The sequence below is a fragment of the Onishia niordana genome (genome assembly GCF_004798965.1).
GTDB classification, from domain to species: Bacteria; Pseudomonadota; Gammaproteobacteria; order Pseudomonadales; family Halomonadaceae; genus Onishia; species Onishia niordana.
This window is the reverse complement of sequence record NZ_SDSD01000084.1, coordinates 1-267: the sequence shown is the minus strand read 5'-3', so window position 1 is coordinate 267 and position 267 is coordinate 1. Positions and strand designations below refer to the sequence as shown.

The following is a 267-nucleotide window of genomic DNA, read 5'->3' as shown; positions in this document are numbered from 1 at the left end:
AACGTTGCAAACCAATTTACGAAGAAATGCCAGGTTGGTCTGAAGATATTACAGGAATGCGTACTCTGGAAGAACTTCCAGAAACAGCACGCAACTATGTTCTTCGTGTTGCAGAACTCGTTGGTGTCCGTATCTCAACATTCTCTGTTGGTCCAGACCGTGACCAAACAAACGTTTTGGAAAACGTTTGGGAAGCCTAAGGAAATAAATCTAAAAGCAAGCAATCATTGATTTGATTGCTTTTTTTGGTGCCTTTTTTCTCGTATT

General features: G+C 40.4%; 1 protein-coding gene. It reads left to right on the top strand.

Annotated features, from left to right (window positions below; genetic code table 11):
* A partial coding sequence (locus ETC27_RS18010; RefSeq protein WP_205742782.1) for an adenylosuccinate synthetase occupies nt 1–200 on the top strand: 200 nt, incomplete at its 5' end.
* Nucleotides 201–267: the final 67 nt, after the last annotated feature.